Here is a 15,304-nt window from a genome sequence, read left to right as displayed (position 1 = left end):
GTGATGGAGTTCACTCTGGACCCGTGGCGTGCGCTGCGGGCCCGCACCACGGAGGAGACATCCGGATCAACGGGGACACCCGCGGCAGCCCTGGGTCCGCTCGACGTGGATCCGGACACCAAGCCGGGCTATCTCGGTGGCAAGGCGGAGGGGGAGGCCACCCTCGAGGCCCGCGCCGAACGGCTGGCCGAACTCCAGGAACTGCTCTACGCCAACGGCGTGGCCGGAACGCTGGACGAGCACGGGCGGGGCCTCTCCCTGCTGCTGGTGGTCCAGGCAATGGACACCGCCGGCAAGGGCGGGATCATGCGGCACGTGGTCGGCGCCATGGACCCCCAGGGCGTGGAAGACGCAGCCTTCAAGGCGCCGACCGAGGAGGAACAGACGCACCACTTCCTCTGGCGCATCCGTCCGCACGTCCCTCAGGACGGCTATGTGGGCGTCTGGGACCGGTCCCACTACGAGGACGTGCTGATCCACCGGGTCCGCGGCCTGACCTCCACGGAGGAGATCGAGCAACGCTACGCGGACATCCGTGCGTTCGAGCAGGAACTGGTGGCGGGCGGTACCCGCATCATCAAGGTGATGCTGCACCTGTCCAAGGACGAGCAGAAGGAGCGCCTGGCCGAACGCCTGGAGCGCCCGGAAAAGTTCTGGAAGTACAGCCCCTCGGACGTGGACGAACGCGCCTATTGGGACGACTACATGGAGGTGTACCGGGCCGCCATCGCTGAGACGGACACCGATGAGGCTCCCTGGTTCATCGTCCCGGCCAACCGCAAGTGGTACTCCCGGATCGCCGTCCAGGAGCTGATGATCACGGTGCTGGAGAGCATGGGCCTCGATTGGCCGCCGGCCGATTTCGACGTGGCGGCGGAGCAGCAGCGTCTCGCCGCCAGCTGATACCCGACTGATTCTGCGGCATGCGGACGGGCCGGGGGCCGTGCACTGGTGTCAGTGCATGGCCCCCGGTCCGATCGTCGGTGGTCGTTGGCGCCCGTGGTGTTCGGCCTCAGCCGGTGAAGAGGGCAGAGGCCTTGATCGCCGTCTGGACCAGGCCGTACGCCAGGGCGGCGACGACGATCACGGCGAGGAAGACGGCCACGGCGCGGTAGGTGCCGCCGGTGTCCATGGCCGGGCTGCTTCCGCCGGCCGCCGCCTCGGCGTGGGACCGGCTGTCCGGGGTGTTCTCGTTGCGGGTGCTCACTTGGCATGCTCCTTCTCGCGGATCTCGTCCTCGGAGATGTGGTGCTTCTCGGCCACTGGACGGACCAGCAGATTGGCGATGAAACCGACGGCCAGCAGGCCGACCATGATGAACAGCGAGACCGTGTACAGGTCGGCACCGGTCTTGCCAGCCGCGGCCTGGGACTCGATCAGGCTGTTGACGATCAGTGGCCCTGCGATGCCTGCCGCGGACCAGGCGGTCAGCAGGCGGCCGTGGATGGCGCCGACCTGGAAGACGCCGAACATGTCCTTCAGGTACGCCGGAACCGTGGAGAACCCGCCGCCGTAGAAGGAGATGATGACCATGGTGGCGACGATGAAGACCACCAGGTTGGCCCCGCCCATCAGAGCGATGATCAGGTACATGGCCAGTCCGATGCCGAGGTACATCATGTAGTTGTTCTTGCGGCCCCAGTAGTCCGAGGTGGTGGACCACACGAAGCGGCCGGCCATGTTGGCGATGGACAGCAGACCCACGAAGCCGGCGGCGGCGGCCGGGGTGATCCAATCGAAGTACCCCTGGATCATGGGGGCGGCGTTCTCCAGGATGCCGATGCCGGCGGTCACGTTGCAGAACAGCACGATCCACAGCAGCCAGAACTGCGGAGTCTTGATGGACGAACTGGCAGACACATTCGCCGTGGTCTGCATCGGCTTGGCGGCGGCCTCCGACGGGTTCCAGCCAGCAGGCTTCCAATCCGGGTGGGGAACACGGATCACCAAGGCACCGAGCGCGATGACCACGGCATAGACGATGGCCAGGGTGAGGAAGGTCTGCATCAGACCGCTCTGGAGCTGCTCCGGCTCGGTGCCACCACCGAAGAGAGCCATCAGGCTGTTGGACATCGGGCTGGCGATCAACGCGCCACCGCCGAAGCCCATGATCGCCAGGCCGGTGGCCAGGCCGGGACGGTCGGGGAACCACTTCATCAGCGTGGACACGGGGGAGATGTACCCGATGCCGAGGCCGATGCCGCCGATCACGCCGTAGCCGAGGTAGACGAGCCAGAGCTGACCGGTGGCGATGCCCACGGTGGCGACGAGGAAGCCGACGACCCAGAAGCTGCCGGCCACGACCATCGACTTTCGCGGTCCGGAACGCTCGACCCACGTGCCTCCGAAGGCCGCAGACAGGCCGAGCATGGCGATGGCCACGGAGAAGATCCAGCCGACCGCCACGTCGCCGGCCTCGAAATGGCCCATCATCGGGATCTTGAAGACGCTGAAGGCGTACACCTGGCCGATGCACAGGTGAATCGCCAGTGCGGCGGCCGGGATGAGCCAGCGGTTGAATTGTCGAGGGGCGACAATGGCCTCTCGATCAAGGACGTTGGGCATGACGGTGCGGTCCCTCTCCGGGTCGCCGTTGATCAGAGGTGCCTGATCAACCGGCGGTTGCGTTGTCTGAGTGATGCTCATGACATTTTCGTTTCTAACCTTGCAGAGGCTAGCCCCGGGATACCACGGGGTCAATGAAGGGGATACGTCCCCGCCCGCGGCGAACAGGGCTTGCACTGGCCCCGGGGGAACGTGCTTAGGGTGGGGCATGACTACTCAGCAACTCCAGGGAAAGTCCATTGCCTTCCTCGCCACCCGTGGGGTGGAGCAGGTCGAACTCACCTCGCCGTGGGAGGCCGTCATCGCCGCCGGGGGACAGCCCCGGCTCGTCTCGATCGAATCCGGCACCATCACCGCCATGAACGGCGACTGGGAGCACGGGGACACCTTCACCGTCGACCACGCCGCAGGCTCCGTCTCGGCCTCGGACTTCGACGGCCTGGTCATGCCCGGCGGCACCCTGAACGCGGATGCACTCCGTGTGGACGCCAGTGTCCAGGGCTTCGTCCGCGGCTTCTTCGACCAGCACAAGCCGGTGGCGGCCATCTGCCACGCGCCGTGGACCCTCATCAATGCCGGTGTGGTCCAGGGGCGCAAGCTCACCAGTTACCACTCGCTGTCCGAGGACCTGAAGAACGCCGGCGCCACCTGGGTGGACGAGCAGGTGGTGGTGGACCAGGGCTTAACCACCAGCCGCAACCCGGGTGACCTGGACGCCTTCAACGCCAAGATGGTGGAGGAGTTCGCCGAGGGGAAGCACTCCGGCCAGACCACCTGATTCGGCCGGGTCAAGCGGCTCAGTCGGCCGTCTTGGCCCGGACCTCGTCGAGCTTCGCCCGGGCCCCGTTCAACCACTCCTCGCAGCGGTCCGCGAGGGCTTCGCCGCGCTCCCAGAGGGCCAGGGACTCCTCCAGGCCGGCCCCGCCGGTCTCGAGCCGGGTCACCGTCTCGACGAGTTCGGACCGGGCCTGTTCATAGCTGAGGGTGGCGATGTCCGAGGTGTCCGCAGCGGAGAACCCCTCTACGGCGGCTCCCTCCGGGCCCGGGGTGGAGGGGTGGGTGTTCTCGGTCGCGTCGCTCATGCGGTCTCCTCGGCGGTCGTGGTTGCGGTGTGGTTGGCAGGATCAGCGGGATCGGTGGTATCCGTGACGGTGGCGCCGATCCGGCCGGCGGCCACCAGGATGTCCAATCGGTCCCCGGTGGCGACCCGGCCAGCGTGGCGGACCACCTCACCCTGGTGTTGGACGACCGCGTAGCCGCGGTCCAGGGTCTTCTGGGGGGACAGCGACCGGACCCTCGCGCGCAGGTGCCCTACGGCGTCGTGCTCCCGATCCAGCCGGCCGGACAGCGAGGTGCGGGCCCGCCCCCGCCACCGTTCCAGGTCCTGTGCGCGTTCGTCCACCAGGCGTTCCGGTTGGGCCATCACAGGCCGGGTGCGCAGGGCCTGCAGGGACTGGGCCTCCTGCACCACCAGGCGTTCCACTCCGGAGGCCAGGCGCATCCGGGCTGCGGAGATCGCCTCACGCTCGAGCGTGGCGTCCGGGACCACCCGCTTGGCGGCGTCCGTGGGGGTGGAGGCCCGGACATCGGCCACGTCATCCAGTACGGGGCGGTCGGCCTCATGCCCGATGGCGGAGACCACCGGCGTGTGCGTGGCGGCCACGGCGCGGACGAGGGCTTCGTCCGAGAACGGCAGCACGACCTCCTCGAGCGCGCCCCCACCGCGCGCGATGATGATCACGTCCACCTCCGGGTGGACGTCCAGCTCGGCGACGGCGGCCATCACCTCCCGCGGCGCGTTCGCCCCCTGCACGGCCACCTCGCGGATTTCGAAGCGGGCCTCCGGCCAGCGCAGGTGGGCGTTGCGCATGACGTCCTTCAGGGCATCCGAGTTCTTGCCCGTGACCAGGCCGATCAGGTTCGGCAGCGCGGGCAGCGGCCGTTTGCGGGCCGCCGAGGTCAGGCCCTCGGCCTCCAGTGTCCGGCGGAGCTTCTCCACCCGGGCCAGCAGGTCCCCGATGCCGACCGGCCGCATGGCGGAGGCGATCATGTTCAGCCGGCCGGTCTTCGTGTAGAAGCTGGGCTTGACGCACGCCACCACTCGGGACCCCTGCTCGACCGCGCCCTCCAGAGTCGAGGCAACGTTCCGCCAGGCGGTCACCGGCAGCGAGTAGTCCTCGTCCAGGTCACGCAGGGTCATCCAGGCATTGCCGCGGATCACCTTGAACTCGATCAGCTGTCCCTCGATCCAGGCTTCCGGAGCACGCTCGAAGTACTTCTTGAGATTCTCCGAGAGGACCCGCAACGGCCACGGGGCATCCGGCGCGGTCCCGGAGGCGGTGGCCGGGAGGGGTGCCGGTGACGGCTGGTCGTCCATGCGTACTGTGTCTCCTCGGTGGCAGGGTAGTCACGCCATTCTCTCTCTAGGCTAGGACGGGATACGCCCGAACTGTGCCACCGTAGGCCACGTCCACCCACTCTGCCCGCGCGAACGGAGCCATCATGCGCACGGTACTGTCCATCCTGCTGGCCGCGCTCGCCGGCCTACTCGCCGCACTGTCCCTCGTGGGTGCCCGGACGGAGGCCCTCGTCCACACCCCGGATCCCCTGCAGCAGATCGCCGGCCCAATGTCCGAAGACCCACAGTTGCAGGAGGATCTGCCCGGAGAGATCAGCTCGCTCGTCGAGGACCAGTTGCCGGACGGGATGCCCGGATTCGCCCAGTCCGCCGCCTCCCGGCTCGTGGAGGGGGCCGCCAGCGGACTGGTCGAGGACGACCGCTTCCCAGCGGCCTGGTCTGCGGTCCTGGAGGAGACCCGACTCGATTGGGTCGACCGCCTCGACCGTCTGGCCACCGAGGGGACGACGCCGGCCGGCACCCCGGGTGCTGGTGGCGCGGAAGCCGCTGGGTCCGGCACCGTGCACCTGCAGGCCGCACCGCTCGTGGAACTCGGGGTGGACCGGCTGGCCGAGGCCCTCTCCGGGGTGCCGGGCGGCGAGGCGGTGGCGGAGACGCTGCGTGAGGGCCTGGCAGGCGGGCAAGAAGCCGGGAATGAGGAAGCGGGGGAGTCTGTGCTGTCCGTGGACCTCGCCGTCCCGGACCCGGACGCGGTGCCCACGGACGTCGTCGTGCTGATCGTGGAGAACCTGTACCGCTGGCCCTGGCTGGCCGGTACAGCCGTCGTGGTGGCTCTGCTGGCGCTGTGGGCGGCACCGCGCCGCCGGAAGGGCGTCCCGCTGTTCGTCGCCGGCCTGACGGCCCTGGCTGCCGGAGGAATCAGCCGGTGGGCGCTGGGGCGGATGGAGCCTGACGCAGGCCTGGAGGGCATCGCCCGGGTTGCCGCGGACTCGCTGCTGGAGGGGATCCGTGGCTACGCGATGCCGGACACTCTGATACTGATCATCGGGGGCGGAGTGGTCGCCGCCTTCGGCCTGCTCGTGGGCTTGACCTCCGGCTTGCGTTCCCGGGACCGTGCCGGGCATTGAGACGTGCCTCACCCGCGGGTGGCCCGTGCCGGGTACGCCGGTAGACTGGAACATATGTCCGCCGTTCTCTCAGCAGCCGCTCCCTCAGCAGCCGCTGCCACCCCCGCCCCCACCGCCGGTTCGCCGGTCGCCATCGGGTTGCCCCAGGTACCCCGTGCCCGCCGCACCCGCGAGGATGTGGAGGCCGCCGCCGTCGTGAGCGGGGACAAGAAGGTCATGCTGGCCGCGCCGCGCGGCTATTGCGCGGGTGTGGACCGCGCCGTCATCGCCGTGGAGAAGGCCCTCGCGCACCACGGGGCGCCCGTCTACGTGCGCAAGGAGATCGTCCACAACCGGCACGTGGTGGACACCCTCGAGCAGCAGGGCGTGGTCTTCGTAGAGGAACTGGACGAGGTGCCGGAGGGCGCGCTGACCGTGTTCTCCGCCCACGGGGTGTCCCCGGCCGTCGTCAACGAGGCCGCTGAGCGCAACCTCCAGACCATCGACGCCACCTGCCCGCTGGTCACCAAGGTGCACCGCGAGGCGGTCCGGTTCGCCAAGCAGAACCGCAGCATCCTGCTGATCGGCCACGAGGGCCACGAAGAGGTCGAGGGCACCTACGGTGAGGCTCCAGAGCACACCACCATCATCAACAATCCGGAGGAGGCCCGGGCCGTTGAGGTGGAGGATCCGGACAATCTCATCTGGCTGTCCCAGACGACCCTGAGCGTGGACGAGACCCTAGAGATCGTCTCCATCCTGCGCGAGCGGTTCCCGAACCTGCAGGACCCGCCCTCGGATGACATCTGCTACGCGACCTCCAACCGCCAGGCCGCCATCAAGAAGATCTCACCGTCCTGCGATCTCGTGATCGTGGTCGGCTCCGCGAACTCCTCGAACTCCGTGCGCCTCAAGGAAGTGGCCGTGGAGTACGGGGCACAGCGTGCTGAGCGCGTGGACTTCGCCAACCAGGTGGACGAGTCCTGGTTCGAGGGCGTGGCCACCGTCGGCCTGTCCTCCGGGGCCTCCGTCCCGGAGGTACTGGTGCAGGACGTGCTCACGTTGCTCGCCGAGTACGGCTATGGCTCCGTGGAGGAGGTCGTCACGGCCGAGGAGGACATCATCTTCTCGCTGCCCAAGGAGCTCCGCGCCGAGATGAAGAAGGTCGGGGACAACGACCGCTCCCTCGGCGGTCGCCGTACCAACACCGCCCACTGATGGCATCCGGTACACCGACGGCGGTGCAGGAGCGTGTCCACCTGGTCCTGATGGGAATCTCGGGCTCGGGCAAGACCACGCTGGCCGAGCGCCTCGCCGAAAAGTTGAACCGCGCCTACGCGGAGGCCGATGAGTTCCACTCCCCGGCCAACATCGAGAAGATGCGGTCCGGGGCCCCGCTGACCGATGAGGACCGCGCGCCTTGGCTGGAATCCATCCGTGACTGGATGGATGCTGCGGCCAATGCCGGCGGGACCATCGTCACCTGCTCGGCGCTCAAGCGCACCTACCGCGACGTGTTGCGCCAGGCCTCCGGCCGGGTGTTCTTCCTGCACGTCACCTGCGATCCGGCGGTCATCACGGACCGCATGGAACACCGCCTGGGCCACTTCATGCCTGCCTCACTGGTGCCCAGCCAGCTCGCGACACTCGAGGAACTCGGGACGGACGAGGACGGAGCGGTGCTGGTCAACTCCGGTAGTGTGGACGAGCTTGTCGAACAGGCGCTGACCATCGTCGCCGGCCTCTGAGGCCGCCGGCCGTTGACCACCGGGAGCCGGGGCGGCAAGCGCTATACCACCATGCGCTGAAGCCCCCGTCCTGACCGGGCCGCCGGGCTGCGCTCCGACCCGAAGGCCCACCCATGACCATCGAAGAATGGACCCCTACCCTGGGGGCCGGACCACTGCTCGGTATCGCCGCCGCGGCGATCGTGCTGTTGCTGTTCCTCATCATGTACCTGCGGATGCACGCGTTCCCCGCGCTCGTCCTCGTCAGTGTCCTGACCGCCTTCGCCGCGGGCATCCCGGCGAACCTCGTGGTCTCCACCGCGACGGAGGGCTTCGGCAGCACCCTGGCCACCGTCGCCCTGTTGGTGGGCCTGGGAGCCATGCTCGGCCGGCTCGTGGAGATGTCCGGCGGCGCCAAGGTCCTGGCAGATACCCTCATCGGCTGGTTCGGTGAGAAACGAGCCCCCTTCGCCCTCGGCGTCGCCTCCCTGCTGTTCGGCTTCCCCATCTTCTTCGACGCCGGCCTGGTCGTCATGCTGCCCGTCGTCTTCGCCGTGGCGCGCCGCCTCGGCGGATCTGTGTTGTCCTACGGGCTGCCGGTGGCCGGTGCCTTCTCCGTCATGCACATCTACCTGCCCCCGCACCCGGGACCGGTGTCCGCGGCCACGTTCTTCGAGGCCAACGTCGGCCTGGTGATGCTCCTCGGTCTATTGGTGGCCCTGCCCACCTGGTACGTGACCAGCTATCTCTTCGGCCGCTGGGCCGGCCGGCGCTGGCAGCTGCCGGTGCCCTCCCTGCTCGGCCGGGCGGATGAGGAGCAGGAGGAGAACCCGCCGCGGTTCGTGACCGTGGTCCTGGTCCTGCTGCTGCCGATGATCCTGATCTTCCTCAACACCGGCCTGGACACCCTCAACCGTGGCGGCATGCTGTCCGAAGGCACGGGCGAATCCACTTGGTTCCAGGTCCTGCGCGTCCTGGGAGAGACCCCCGTGGCGTTGCTGATCACCCTGCTGGTGGCCACGGTCGCCCTGGGCCGGGCCCGCGGCACCGACAAGTCCGTCCTGGAGAAGACCCTCGAGGGCGCCCTCGGCCCGGTGTGCTCCGTCATCCTCGTCACCGGCGCCGGCGGCATGTTCGGCTCCGTGCTGCGCACCTCAGGTATCGGTGACGCCCTGGAGGACTCCCTGTCCGATCTGGGCGTGCCGTTGATCCTCGCTGGCTTCATCATTGCGGCCGTGCTCCGCATCGCTCAGGGCTCGGCCACCGTGGCCCTGACAACCGCCGCCGGCCTGGTGAGCGCCGGAGTGGCCGCCGCGGACTACAACGCCGTCCAACTGGCCGCCATGGTCTTGGCCTTGGGTGCCGGCTCGGTGGTGGTCTCCCACGTCAACGACTCGGGCTTCTGGCTCGTCGGCCGGTTCTTCGGGATGGACGTCAAGACCACCCTGAAGACCTGGACCGTGCTGGAGACCCTCATCGGCGTCATGGGCTTCGTGATCGCCTGGGCGATCTTCGCCCTCGCAGGCGCCATGGGCTGACGTCCCCGACGCCTGCCTCAACAACAGCCTCCAGAACAACTGAGTCGCACTAATTACCCGCGTTTCCAGCGATGCGGGGGCAATTAGTGCGACTCAGTGTGTCTGTGCTGCTGTGCGGTTCAGTGCTGTGCGAGAGGTGCCGGGGTGTCAGCTGCGGGGCGAGCCCTGCGCGCTGGAGGAGCGGCGGCTGCGGCCACCGCGGGAGCGGCCGGCGCCACCACGGCCTTCGCGGCCGCCCTCGTGGTCACGGTTCTCCCGGAAGTCGGTGCTGCGTCCGCCGGTCTCCGAGGAGTACACCCGGCCGCCCGACGTCGGCGTCCCGGCCGAGGAGCCCGCGCGGCGGTTGCCCGGCCGGCCGCTTCCGCGGCCGCCCTGGCCGCCACCATTGCCGGCGCGATCCTGGGAGGGGCGCTCGTTGCGGGACCGTTCCGAACGCTCACCGGACGGTGCGTCGCTGCGAGGCCGGCCGCCGTCGTGCTGGCCCTCGCGCTGACTGCCCTGGCCACCGGAGCGGCCGCCGTTGCGGCCACCACGTGAGCCGTTGCGACCGCCGGAACGGCCACCGCCACCGGAGGCTCCGCCGCCGCTGCGGCCACCGGAGCGAGCGCTGCCCTGGCCTCCGCCGCCGTTCTGGCCGGACTGCTGGGTGCTGGGCGTGGACACGGCGAGGAGCTTCTCGAGCTCAGCGGCCTCCAGGAATGAGCGCTCACCCGGGGCCAGCGTCTCCAGCAGGGAGTCGTCGGCGCCTTCGGCATGGACCGTCGGGGAGATCTTGGCGGCGCGCATCAGGGTGCGGACCTCATTGCGCTGCTCGCGCCCGGCCAGGGTCACCACCGTGCCGGCCTGGCCCGCACGGGCCGTGCGGCCGGAGCGGTGCAGGTACGCCTTGTGCTCCGTGGGCGGATCGGAGTGGATCACCAGGGAGACGTCGTCCACGTGGATGCCGCGGGCGGCGATGTCCGTGGCGACCAGGGTGCCTGCAGTGCCGTTGTGGAAGGCGTCCAGGTTCCGGGTTCGGGCATTCTGGGACAGGTTGCCGTGCAGCTCCAGGGCGGAGACGCCGCGCTGGCGCAACTGCTTGGCGGCCTTCTTGGCGCCGTACTTGGTGCGGGTGAACACGATGGTCCGGCCCGGTGCGGCGCACAGGTTGGCCAGGGCGGCCAGCTTGTCATCCCCGTCCACGGACACCACATGGTGGTCCATCTTCGCCACCGGGGAGACGGCCGAATCGGCCTCGTGCACTACGGGGTTCTTGAGGTACTTCTTGACGAGCACGCCGACGCCCTCGTCCAGGGTGGCGGAGAAGAGCATCTTCTGGGCCGAGGTGGGCACCTTGTCCAGGATGCGGCGGACCATCGGCAGGAAGCCCATGTCCGCCATGTGGTCGGCCTCGTCGATGATGAGGATCTCCACGCCGGACAGGTCCACGTGACCCTGTCCCATGAGGTCCAGCAGGCGGCCGGGGCAGGCGACGAGGACGTCCACACCGCGCGCCAGGGCCTTGACCTGGGGGTTCTGGCCGACGCCACCGAAGATCGTCAACGAGGACAGGCCGCTCGCCGCGGAGAGCGGCTTGAAGGAGTCCTCGAGCTGGAGGGCCAGCTCGCGGGTCGGGGCCAAGATGAGCGACCGCGGCCGGCGGGCCGTGGCCGAGCGCCCGCCGCTCAGGCGGGAGGCCAGCGGCAGCAGGAAGGCGTAGGACTTGCCGGAGCCGGTCCGGCCGCGGCCGAGCACATCACGGCCGGTCAGTGAGTCCGGAAGGGTGGCCTTCTGGATCGGGGTGGGGGAGATGATGCCCTGCGGAGCCAGCGCGGCGGCCAGGCCGGCGGGCACCCCGAGCTCGGCGAATTCCGAATTGGATGAAATGGGCATGGTGGAAGAACCGCCGGAAACGGCGGCAGGCTGAAGAGAAGTCACGAAAAAGGAATCCGTCCGGGTGGAAGAAAGACCCGGCCCTGGCACTGGCGGCTGCGGCATCACAAGAGCCACTCAACGCGGTGCTGGCCGGCACCGGTGAAGAAGGGATTCTGACCGGCTGGCTAGCGGACAGTCTACGGCATGGCGGGTGTGATCCTCGCATCGGCCATGGTGGGCGGGGGTCTGATGTCGTGACAGCGCACGAGCCCCTCGACCCTGATGCTCGGGTCGAGGGGCTCGCGGGCTCGGCGTGCGATGCAGCGTGTGGCGCTGCGCGCGACGCCACGGGGAAGTGCCGGGTCAGACGGTGACGCGGGCGTTGGCCTCCACATGCGCGACGAGGGCGTCCACGAAGCCCTGCAGAACCGGCAGGAGCGTGGCGTCCTGGACCTCGCCGGTCTCGGCGAGGGCGCCCTCGCGGGACTGGATGAAGGTCTCCGGCTGGCCCATGGTCTTCATGTCCAGGTGGGACAGGATGTTGCGCAGGTGCTGCTGGGCCATGGCGGTCCCGGTGCCACCCGGAGAGGTACCGATGACGGCGGCGGGGACGCCGCCCCACACGGCCTGGCCCCAGGGGCGGGCGCCCCACTCGATGGCGTTCTTCAAGGCGGCGGAGATGGAGCGGGAGTACTCAGGGGTGAGGAACAGGATGCCGTCGGCCGAGGAGACGGACTCCTTGAAGTCCAGGGCCGCGGCCGGGTAGTCGGCGTCGAAGTCCGAGTTGTACAGGGGCAGCACGCTGATGGAGACCTCGAAGAACTCCACGCCCTCGGGGGCCAGCGCCGAGAGGGCCTTGGCCAGGCGGCGGTTGATGGAGTTCTGGGCGAGGGAGCCGACGATGTAGCCGATGCGCATGGGTGTCCTTCCAGACAGGATCAGGGCGTAGACGTAAGGACGTTGAAATTTCAACTAGTCATTCGTGTCCAACCCGGAGGGGCTCGGGCCTATTCCGGCGGGCGCCGTCTTTCCGGTGTGACCTCCGTCATGCCTGACGTCGGAGATCAACCGGCAGGTCTGCTGGCATGCCCTGCTCCTCCAGCAGTTCCGCCGCGGACAGGACGCGCGGCGTGGACTCCAGGGGAGGGGCGGAGGGCATCCCCTCCACGCTGGAGGGGTTCAGCTCGCCGATGCGCCGGGCCGAGGGCAGCACTCGGGTCTCGAGCGTGCCGACCATGGAGTTGTACTTCTCCACCGCCGACTTCAGGGAACTGCCCAGTTTGGTGACATGCCCGCCGAGGGTCCCGAGGCGCTGGTAGAGCTGCCGGGAGACCGCGAAGAGTTCCCGGGCGTTCTCGGTCAGGGTCTCCTGGCGCCAGGAGTAGGCGACCGATTTCAGGGCGGTCAACAGGGATACCGGTGCCACCAGGGCCACGTTCTTCGAGAAGGCGTGGTCCAGCAGGCCGGGGTCGCCCTCGAGCGCGGCGGCCAGGAAGGACTCGGCCGGCAGGAAGCAGACCACCAGCTCGGGCGAGTCCTGCAACCCCTGCCAGTAGCCCTTGGCGGAGAGGGCATCCACGTGGGCGCGGACGGCCTTGGCATGGGCCTGGCACAACTCATGACGCCGGCTGGCGCCCTCAGTGGTCGAGTCGCCGGCCAGTTCCTCGGCCTCGAGGATGGCCGCCAACGGAGCCTTGGCATCCACGGCCAGAGCCTTCCCGCCGGGGAGCCGCACCACGAGGTCCGGCCGGAGAACCCGGTCCTCGTCCCCGCGGAGGACCTCCTGCTCGGAGAAGTCGGTGTGGGGCAGCATCCCGGCGGCCTCCACCACCCGGCGCAGCTGCACCTCGCCCCAGTGTCCCCGCGCGGAGGTCGACCTCAGGGTGGCGACCAGGGTCTTGGTGTTGATCAGGAGGGCTGAGTCCGTGGCGGCGGCGGTCTTGAGCTGTTCGGAGAGCTGCCCGTACTGCTCCACGCGGTCCCGTTCCAGCATGCCGACCTGCCGCTGCAGCGTCTCCAGCCGCTGACCCACGGGGGCGAGAGCCGTCAGCACCTTGGACTCGGCGGCGGAGCGGTCCCGGTCCGCCGTCCGTTCGGCAGCCAGGACCCTGCTTTCGGCCTCCGCCGCGGCCAGTGCGGCCTGGACCTCGGACAACTCGCTCCGTGCCGCTTGGGCCTCGTCCCTGGCCCCCTTCTCGGACGCCTCCCACGTCCCGCGCAGGCGCGTCCAGACCAGCCAACCGCCCGCCACTGCGCCCACGACCAAGCCGGCCACCACGCACACCACGGCCACCAACACCACTGCTGAAGTCTCCATGCCCCCAGACTGCCAAAGGCCACGGACGCGTTAGGCGCGCACCGCCGTGGAGTCGGAACGGAGGTGCTGAATGCCCCGGGGAAGGGAATCAGGGGAAGGCCGGCGTTGAGGCGCAGGTCAACCATCGATTTCCCGGTGAAGCCGCCCTTACTGTGTTGCTAGTCACAGACGGTCTGATCAGGCCACGAAAGGACGGTTCACCATGTCCGACACCACCGGACGGGCTCGCTCGGAGACCACAGACCCCACACCGAAGGAACCGACAGAACCGGCAGAATCGTCGGTACCGGTCGGCCGGGATCAGCCCACCGACCACCGGTCCCCCGGGGACAAGGCGCCAGCCGAAGAGCGGAACCTGCACCTGAGGCGGTGGATCGGATTCGGCGCGGGACTGGTGCTGGCCGCCGTCGTGTTCCTGGCAATGCCCGCGGACGTTGAGCACAACGCGCGGCTGACGGCCGCCGTCGCGGTGCTGATGGCGGTGTGGTGGATGACCGAGGCCATCCCGATCCCGGCGACCGCCCTGCTGCCGCTCATCCTCTTCCCGGCGTTCGGGGAGGACATCGGCGTGGACGATGTGGGGGCCTCCTACGGGAACAACATCATCTTCCTGTTCATGGGCGGCTTCATGCTGGCGCTGGCGATGCAGCGCTGGAACCTGCACCGGCGGATCGCCCTGGTGACGGTGCGGGCCATGGGCACCCGGCCCGGCGGCGTGGTGGCCGGCTTCATGATCGCCACCGGGTTCCTGTCCATGTGGGTGTCCAACACCGCCACTGCCGTCATGATGATCCCGATCGGTGTGTCCGTGCTGACCCTCGTGGTGGCGGCGGACAAGTCCAATCCTGTGGAGGAGTCCTCTGATCCGACCTCCGGGGAGGTCAAGGACGCCGTCATCAAATCGAACTTCGGCACGGCCCTGATGCTCGGCATCGCCTATGCCGCCTCCGTGGGCTCGCTCGGCACCCTGATCGGCACGCCGCCGAATGCCCTGCTGGCCGGCTATATGGCCGAGTCCCACGGGGTGACCATCGGCTTCGGTCAGTGGATGCTCGTCGGCGTTCCCCTGTCCATCGTGATGATGTTCATCGTCTGGTTCCTGCTGACGCGCGTGCTGTTCAAAGCCGAGATCAAGGAGATCCCGGGTGGACGCGAACTCATCTCGGACGAGCTGTCCAAGCTGGGGCGGATGTCCTCCGGCGAGATCCGGGTCCTGGTGATCTTCGTGCTGGCCGCAGTTTCCTGGATCACCATCCCGCTGCTGTTCGAGGACCTCATCAGCGATGCGGGCATCGCGATGGTCGCGGGACTGCTGCTGTTCCTGCTGCCGGCCGGTGCCAGCCGAGGCGTCCGGCTCCTGGACTGGGAGTCCGCCGTCAAGCTGCCGTGGGGCGTCCTGCTGCTCTTCGGGGGCGGGCTGGCGCTGTCCGCCCAGTTCAGCGGATCGGGGCTCGCCGACTGGATCGGCGAGCAGGTCGCGGGTCTGGACGGCATCCCGATCTGGCTGCTGGTCGCGATCATGGCCACGTCCATCCTGTTCCTGACCGAGATCACCTCGAACACCGCCACGGCGGCGACCTTCCTGCCGGTGGCTGGCGGCGTGGCCATGGGCGTCGGGGTCGACCCGCTGCTGCTGTGCATCCCGGTGGCGCTGGCCGCCACGTGTGCCTTCATGCTGCCCGTGGCCACGCCGCCGAACGCGATCGCCTTCGCCTCCGGCTACGTGACCATCGGCCAGATGATCAAGGGCGGTCTCTACCTCAATCTGGTGGGCATGGTCCTCATCACGCTGACCACCCTCACGCTCGGGGTGTGGGCGTTCGGCCTGGTGTTCTGAC

The 15,304-nt window shown here is 68.9% G+C and carries 14 protein-coding genes; 7 read left to right on the top strand and 7 right to left on the bottom strand.

Annotated features, from left to right (window positions below; all coding sequences use genetic code 11):
- Positions 1-3 precede the first annotated feature (3 nt).
- Positions 4-903 carry a PPK2 family polyphosphate kinase gene (locus BOSE125_RS09075; protein WP_159554975.1) on the top strand — a complete coding sequence of 300 codons (900 nt, stop codon included), beginning with the start codon at positions 4-6 and terminating at the stop codon, positions 901-903.
- A 109-nt stretch (positions 904-1,012) separates the two neighbouring features.
- Here BOSE125_RS09075 and BOSE125_RS09070 read toward each other — a convergent pair whose 3' ends face one another.
- Together BOSE125_RS09070 and BOSE125_RS09065 are read right to left on the bottom strand one after the other, a co-directional pair.
- On the bottom strand, positions 1,013-1,207 hold the full coding sequence (locus BOSE125_RS09070; protein WP_159551892.1) for a hypothetical protein: 195 nt from the start codon (positions 1,205-1,207) through the stop codon (positions 1,013-1,015).
- Positions 1,204-2,565 carry an OFA family MFS transporter gene (locus BOSE125_RS09065; RefSeq protein WP_159551890.1) on the bottom strand — a complete coding sequence of 454 codons (1,362 nt, stop codon included), beginning with the start codon at positions 2,563-2,565 and terminating at the stop codon, positions 1,204-1,206. Before BOSE125_RS09065 ends, BOSE125_RS09070 begins: the two co-directional genes overlap by 4 nt.
- 208 nt (positions 2,566-2,773) lie before the next feature.
- Here BOSE125_RS09065 and BOSE125_RS09060 point away from each other — a divergent pair, with 208 nt between their 5' ends.
- Positions 2,774-3,343, top strand: coding sequence for a type 1 glutamine amidotransferase domain-containing protein (locus tag BOSE125_RS09060; protein WP_159551888.1), 570 nt, complete (start codon positions 2,774-2,776; stop codon positions 3,341-3,343).
- Positions 3,344-3,362: 19 nt separating this feature from the next.
- Here BOSE125_RS09060 and BOSE125_RS09055 read toward each other — a convergent pair whose 3' ends face one another.
- Together BOSE125_RS09055 and xseA are read right to left on the bottom strand one after the other, a co-directional pair.
- A complete protein-coding gene (locus tag BOSE125_RS09055; protein WP_159551886.1) occupies positions 3,363-3,647 on the bottom strand; it encodes an exodeoxyribonuclease VII small subunit in 285 nt (94 codons plus the stop codon).
- Positions 3,644-4,942 (bottom strand): exodeoxyribonuclease VII large subunit, encoded by a 1,299-nt coding sequence (gene xseA, locus BOSE125_RS09050; RefSeq protein ID WP_159551884.1) that lies wholly within the window; start codon positions 4,940-4,942, stop codon positions 3,644-3,646. Before xseA ends, BOSE125_RS09055 begins: the two co-directional genes overlap by 4 nt.
- A 125-nt stretch (positions 4,943-5,067) precedes the next feature.
- Here xseA and BOSE125_RS09045 point away from each other — a divergent pair, with 125 nt between their 5' ends.
- The 4 genes from BOSE125_RS09045 (at position 5,068) to BOSE125_RS09030 (ending at position 9,295) form a co-directional block, all read left to right on the top strand.
- Complete coding sequence (locus BOSE125_RS09045) at positions 5,068-6,051, top strand: hypothetical protein (RefSeq protein ID WP_159551882.1); 984 nt, start codon at positions 5,068-5,070, stop codon at positions 6,049-6,051.
- Between the two features lie 54 nt (positions 6,052-6,105).
- On the top strand, positions 6,106-7,248 hold the full coding sequence (locus BOSE125_RS09040) for a 4-hydroxy-3-methylbut-2-enyl diphosphate reductase (protein WP_236557900.1): 1,143 nt from the start codon (positions 6,106-6,108) through the stop codon (positions 7,246-7,248).
- On the top strand, positions 7,248-7,778 hold the full coding sequence (locus BOSE125_RS09035) for a gluconokinase (protein WP_159551880.1): 531 nt from the start codon (positions 7,248-7,250) through the stop codon (positions 7,776-7,778). The genes BOSE125_RS09040 and BOSE125_RS09035 overlap by 1 nt, the downstream gene beginning before the upstream one ends.
- A gap of 113 nt (positions 7,779-7,891) precedes the next feature.
- Positions 7,892-9,295, top strand: a complete 1,404-nt coding sequence (locus BOSE125_RS09030; RefSeq protein WP_159551878.1) for a GntP family permease — start codon at positions 7,892-7,894, stop codon at positions 9,293-9,295.
- 147 nt (positions 9,296-9,442) lie between these two features.
- Here the strand turns inward: BOSE125_RS09030 and BOSE125_RS09025 are convergent, their stop codons facing one another.
- The 3 genes from BOSE125_RS09025 to BOSE125_RS09015 all read right to left on the bottom strand — a co-directional run bounded on the left by BOSE125_RS09025 (position 9,443) and on the right by BOSE125_RS09015 (position 13,466).
- Complete coding sequence (locus tag BOSE125_RS09025; protein WP_159551876.1) at positions 9,443-11,167, bottom strand: DEAD/DEAH box helicase; 1,725 nt, start codon at positions 11,165-11,167, stop codon at positions 9,443-9,445.
- A gap of 345 nt (positions 11,168-11,512) precedes the next feature.
- Positions 11,513-12,067, bottom strand: a complete 555-nt coding sequence (locus BOSE125_RS09020) for an NADPH-dependent FMN reductase (RefSeq protein WP_159551874.1) — start codon at positions 12,065-12,067, stop codon at positions 11,513-11,515.
- A gap of 127 nt (positions 12,068-12,194) precedes the next feature.
- Positions 12,195-13,466, bottom strand: a complete 1,272-nt coding sequence (locus tag BOSE125_RS09015) for a DNA recombination protein RmuC (RefSeq protein WP_159551872.1) — start codon at positions 13,464-13,466, stop codon at positions 12,195-12,197.
- A 202-nt stretch (positions 13,467-13,668) separates the two neighbouring features.
- Between BOSE125_RS09015 and BOSE125_RS09010 the strand changes: the two genes are divergently transcribed.
- A complete protein-coding gene (locus tag BOSE125_RS09010) occupies positions 13,669-15,303 on the top strand; it encodes a DASS family sodium-coupled anion symporter (protein ID WP_159551870.1) in 1,635 nt (544 codons plus the stop codon).
- Position 15,304: the final 1 nt, after the last annotated feature.

This window comes from Citricoccus sp. K5, from assembly GCF_902506195.1.
Taxonomy (GTDB): Bacteria; Actinomycetota; Actinomycetes; order Actinomycetales; family Micrococcaceae; genus Citricoccus.
Note: the sequence above shows the minus strand (reverse complement) of the source record. Positions and strands in the feature narration are given on the sequence as shown.

Excerpts from the sequence above, each read along its gene's own strand:
- BOSE125_RS09045 (WP_159551882.1), top strand. The coding sequence starts at position 5,068 with ATGCGCACGGTACTGTCCATCCTGCTGGCCGCGCTCGCCGGCCTACTC.
- xseA (WP_159551884.1), bottom strand. The coding sequence starts at position 4,942 with ATGGACGACCAGCCGTCACCGGCACCCCTCCCGGCCACCGCCTCCGGG.
- BOSE125_RS09010 (WP_159551870.1), top strand. The coding sequence starts at position 13,669 with ATGTCCGACACCACCGGACGGGCTCGCTCGGAGACCACAGACCCCACA.
- BOSE125_RS09075 (WP_159554975.1), top strand. The coding sequence starts at position 4 with ATGGAGTTCACTCTGGACCCGTGGCGTGCGCTGCGGGCCCGCACCACG.
- BOSE125_RS09035 (WP_159551880.1), top strand. The coding sequence starts at position 7,248 with ATGGCATCCGGTACACCGACGGCGGTGCAGGAGCGTGTCCACCTGGTC.
- BOSE125_RS09030 (WP_159551878.1), top strand. The coding sequence starts at position 7,892 with ATGACCATCGAAGAATGGACCCCTACCCTGGGGGCCGGACCACTGCTC.
- BOSE125_RS09065 (WP_159551890.1), bottom strand. The coding sequence starts at position 2,565 with ATGCCCAACGTCCTTGATCGAGAGGCCATTGTCGCCCCTCGACAATTC.
- BOSE125_RS09025 (WP_159551876.1), bottom strand. The coding sequence starts at position 11,167 with ATGCCCATTTCATCCAATTCGGAATTCGCCGAGCTCGGGGTGCCCGCC.
- BOSE125_RS09040 (WP_236557900.1), top strand. The coding sequence starts at position 6,106 with ATGTCCGCCGTTCTCTCAGCAGCCGCTCCCTCAGCAGCCGCTGCCACC.
- BOSE125_RS09060 (WP_159551888.1), top strand. The coding sequence starts at position 2,774 with ATGACTACTCAGCAACTCCAGGGAAAGTCCATTGCCTTCCTCGCCACC.
- BOSE125_RS09020 (WP_159551874.1), bottom strand. The coding sequence starts at position 12,067 with ATGCGCATCGGCTACATCGTCGGCTCCCTCGCCCAGAACTCCATCAAC.
- BOSE125_RS09015 (WP_159551872.1), bottom strand. The coding sequence starts at position 13,466 with ATGGAGACTTCAGCAGTGGTGTTGGTGGCCGTGGTGTGCGTGGTGGCC.
- BOSE125_RS09055 (WP_159551886.1), bottom strand. The coding sequence starts at position 3,647 with ATGAGCGACGCGACCGAGAACACCCACCCCTCCACCCCGGGCCCGGAG.